The organism is Embleya sp. NPDC059213 (assembly GCF_042754445.1).
Lineage (GTDB): Bacteria > Actinomycetota > Actinomycetes > Streptomycetales > Streptomycetaceae > Embleya.
Genome location: NZ_JBHZAV010000159.1, coordinates 17,170 through 21,170 on the forward strand (window position 1 = coordinate 17,170; position 4,001 = coordinate 21,170).

Here is a 4,001-nt window from a genome sequence, read left to right on the forward strand (position 1 = left end):
GCCCCCTCGTTGTGGGGGGCGGGGTTGGGGGGCCACCCAGTGTCGCCACACGGGCGGCGCGCCGGGGTTCTGGCGCCCCACCCCCGGCCCGCCGGCGGGGTTGTGACCGGTTGCTGTCCCCTGCGTCCCGGTCACGACACCAACGCGAGGTCCCACGGCGCACTGGTCGAGCGCGCCTCATCGCGTCGGCGGCCTTGCGTTGCCCGGCCCGCGCATCAAGCGGGCCGGCCATCAGTCACAACGACCGCCGGCGCGGTGAGGTTACGCCTGCGGGCGGACCCGACCGCGACACAGCTCGAGAAGCGTCAGCGCCACGGTCGTCCCGGGCTTGCCCAATCCGTCGCGGTAGCGGGCGATGACCTCCATCTCGCGGGACAACTGCACCCGCGCGCCGCCGGACGCGACCCGGACCCGCTGGATCTCGGCGGAGGTGTCCACCCGCTCGGTGATCAGCTCGATGATGCGTCGGTCGAGATCGTCGATCCGGGCTCGGCCGGCGCCGATCACGTCCTGAGGGGACTGCGGGGTCGTGGTGGTGTCTTCCATCGGTGGCCTGCTCTCCGGAGGGGGGCCGTGCTCCGGGGTGTCGGCGGCAAACGCGAAGACGCCCCGGGTACCGGACCCGGGGCGTCTTCGTCTGCCTGTGGCTGTACTCGTTCAGGCGATGACGGCGGCGCCGGGGATCCCGGTGCCATAGGTAAAGCTGCGCGTCACGTCGAACGAGGACATGGCGCCAGTATGTCGGGCCCGCCGGCGCGGACACCAGCCGGGGTCACCCGCGCGGCGCCGGTAGAATCGGCATCCACCCCTTTTTTCGCTTCGCCGGAAGGCCCCTCGTGACCTTTGCCAGCCCGGACGGGGGCGGCACCGAGACCGTCCTCGTCGTCGACTTCGGTGCCCAGTACGCCCAGCTCATCGCCCGCCGGGTGCGCGAGGCGCGTGTGTACAGCGAGATCGTGCCGCACAGCATGCCCGTCGCGGACATGCTCGCGAAGCGGCCGGCCGCGATCATCCTGTCCGGCGGCCCCTCCTCGGTGTACGCGGACGAGGCGCCCAGCATCGACCCGGCACTGTTCGAGGCCGGCGTTCCGGTGCTCGGCATCTGCTACGGCTTCCAGGCCATGGCGCAGAGTCTGGGCGGCGTGGTGGAGAAGACCGGCCTCGCCGAGTTCGGCGCGACGCCGCTGACCGTGACCGGTCCCACGAGCACGTTGTTCGACGGGCTGCCCGCCGCGTTGTCGGTGTGGATGTCGCACGGCGACTCGGTCTCCGGTGCGCCGGCCGGTTTCGCGGTCACCGCGACCAGCGCGGGTGCGCCGGTCGCCGCGATCGAGAACGACGGGGCGCGGCTGTACGGCGTGCAGTACCACCCCGAGGTGATGCACAGCGAGCACGGCCAGGCCATCTTGGAGCGCTTCCTCAAGGTGGGCGCCGGGCTCGCGGCGAACTGGACGATGGTCAACATCGTCGAGGAGCAGGTCGAGCTGATCCGCGAGCAGGTCGGCGACAAGCACGTGATCTGCGGCCTGTCCGGCGGCGTGGACTCCGCGGTCGCCGCGGCGCTGGTGCAGCGCGCGGTCGGCGACAAGCTCACGTGTGTCTTCGTGGACCACGGTCTGTTGCGCAAGGACGAGCCCGAGCAGGTCGAGCGCGACTACGTCGCGGCCACCGGCGTCTCGCTCAAGGTGGTCAACGCGCAGGAGCGCTTCCTGACCGCGCTCGCCGGGGTCACCGACCCCGAGGAGAAGCGGAAGATCATCGGGCGCGAGTTCATCCGGGTGTTCGAGCAGGCCGCCGCCGAGGTGGTCGCCGAGGCCGGCGCGCACGGCGAGGAGGTCGAGTTCCTGGTCCAGGGCACGCTGTACCCGGACGTGGTCGAGTCCGGCGGCGGCACCGGCACCGCGAACATCAAGTCGCACCACAACGTCGGCGGGCTGCCCGAGGACCTGCAGTTCAAGCTGATCGAGCCGCTGCGCAAGTTGTTCAAGGACGAGGTGCGCGCGGTCGGCGAGCAACTGGGCCTGCCGTCCGAGATCGTCTGGCGTCAGCCGTTCCCGGGTCCGGGGCTGGGCATCCGGATCATCGGCGAGGTCACCGCCGATCGACTGGAGATCCTGCGCGAGGCGGACGCGATCGCTCGCGCGGAGTTGTCCCGGGCGGGCCTGGACCGGGAGATCTGGCAGTGCCCGGTCGTGCTGCTCGCGGACGTGCGCTCGGTCGGCGTGCAGGGTGACGGCCGGACCTACGGCCACCCGATCGTGCTGCGTCCGGTCTCCTCCGAGGACGCCATGACGGCCGACTGGTCGCGCCTGCCCTACGACCTGCTGGCCCGGATCTCCAACCGGATCACCAACGAGGTCCGGGAGGTCAACCGGGTCACGCTGGACGTGACCAGCAAGCCCCCGGGCACCATCGAGTGGGAGTAGTCCCCACCGTCGCATCGCACGTGCGCGCCGCCGGCCCCCACCCGATTCCGGGCGGGGGCCGGCGGCGTTCGCGGGGGGCGTGGAAACGCGTCGCGACGGCCGGCGGGTCGCCTTGCGGGGGACCGGGATCGAGGTCGCCCGGGGTCTGGGATCGACAAACCGTGCGATCCCCCGACCGGGCCCATGCGACCCCCCTCGGATGCGGCACAATGTGCCGCTGAACGAGCACGTTCGTATGTGGTGGTGGGGAGGGCGTGGCGAAGTGGCGCACGGTGTCGGTGTGCACGGACCGGACTGTCATTGCGTGGTCCGGGAGGAATACCGCAGGACCGTCGCCGATTTCGAGACGCTGAGGCGAACCCTGGCCCGCAAGGAGGGTGTGCCCTCGGCCGTCGCCCACTCCGACGGCGGCGCCCGCCAGTGGATTTCCGACGAACTGCGGGGCAAGGCACAGGAGTTGGCGGCCGTGCGCCGGGCCCAGGGGCGCGCCTGGCTGCAAGTGCTCGGTGGGCGCGCGCTGATCGTGTTGTGGCTCCTGGTCGCGGTGCTCGTCCTGGTTCAGGCCCTCACCGCGATCGGCGCCGGCTGGACCGGCTCGCGCACCGCCGGGATCGTGGCCGCCGTGGTGGTCGCCGGAGCGCTCAGCGTGGTCGGGTGGGCCGCCCGGACGAGCGGTGGCGTGTTCGCGCCCGTACGCGGCCTGGACGGCCGGTTGTCCACCTCCAAGGCGGTCGCCGCGCTGTGGATGGTGGCGCTGATGTACTGCTTCGCCTTCCTGGGCATGCGGCTGGCCTCGGCCTCCGGGGCCGGCGAGCGGGATCGGCTGCTGGATCGGCTCGGCAACGTCGCGCTCGACCAGATCACCCTGGTGGCCGCGCCGCTGCTGGCCGCGGTCGCGGTCCGGCGCATCGTCGGCGACAAGGTCGGCCGCCGGGTGTTGCAGAAGCTGCGCGCCGACCGGGCCGCGCTGCGCGACCTGGTCACCGACGACGCGGGCCGAGCCTCCTTCGTGGACGCGCAGTACCTGCTCGTCAACCTGGTCGCGGTGGGCTTCGTGGTGGTCGGCCTGGCCCGCGACCCGGACCGACTCCCGGACATCCCGGCCACGTTGGTCGCGCTCGCCGTGGTCTCGGTGATCACCTATCTCGCGGGCAAGCTGGCCGAGAACGACCGCCCGGTGATCCTGTCCGTGGTCCGCGTGCGCACCCGCGGCGACCTGGACTCCGCCGTCCGCCAGGGCGACGACATCGAGGTGCGCGGGATCAACCTCGCCGCGGGCGGCTCGCACGAGGCGGACCTGCTCGCCCGGGTGGTGGTCAAGTTCGGCGCGGTGCACGTGCACGCCCCGCTGATCCCGGCCGACACCGGCTTCGCCAACCCGTCCGACGCGTGCGTGGTCGTCCCGGTCCCGGTCGACGTCGAACCCGGCCGGGTGGAGCTGTGCGTGGTCTCGGCGTCCGGCGTGGAGTCGGCGCCCTACGAGATCCAGATCACCGCTTAGGCACCGTCTCGGCGACGCCGCCGAGACGGTGCGCGGATACGCGTGCGGGCCGGGCCGATTCATTCGGCCCGGCC

The 4,001-nt window shown here is 72.2% G+C and carries 3 protein-coding genes; 2 read left to right on the forward strand and 1 reads right to left on the reverse strand.

The genetic code is table 11. The annotated features are described in order from the left end of the window. Positions 1–261 precede the first annotated feature (261 nt). Entirely contained in the window at positions 262–546 is a 285-nt protein-coding gene (locus tag ACFXMF_RS37135; protein ID WP_360323899.1) for a chorismate mutase, read from the reverse strand. 290 nt (positions 547–836) lie between these two features. Here ACFXMF_RS37135 and guaA point away from each other — a divergent pair, with 290 nt between their 5' ends. Next, complete coding sequence (guaA, locus tag ACFXMF_RS37140) at positions 837–2,426, forward strand: glutamine-hydrolyzing GMP synthase (protein WP_360323897.1); 1,590 nt, start codon at positions 837–839, stop codon at positions 2,424–2,426. 304 nt (positions 2,427–2,730) lie between these two features. Next, positions 2,731–3,927, forward strand: coding sequence for a hypothetical protein (locus tag ACFXMF_RS37145; RefSeq protein WP_360323895.1), 1,197 nt, complete (start codon positions 2,731–2,733; stop codon positions 3,925–3,927). Positions 3,928–4,001: the final 74 nt, after the last annotated feature.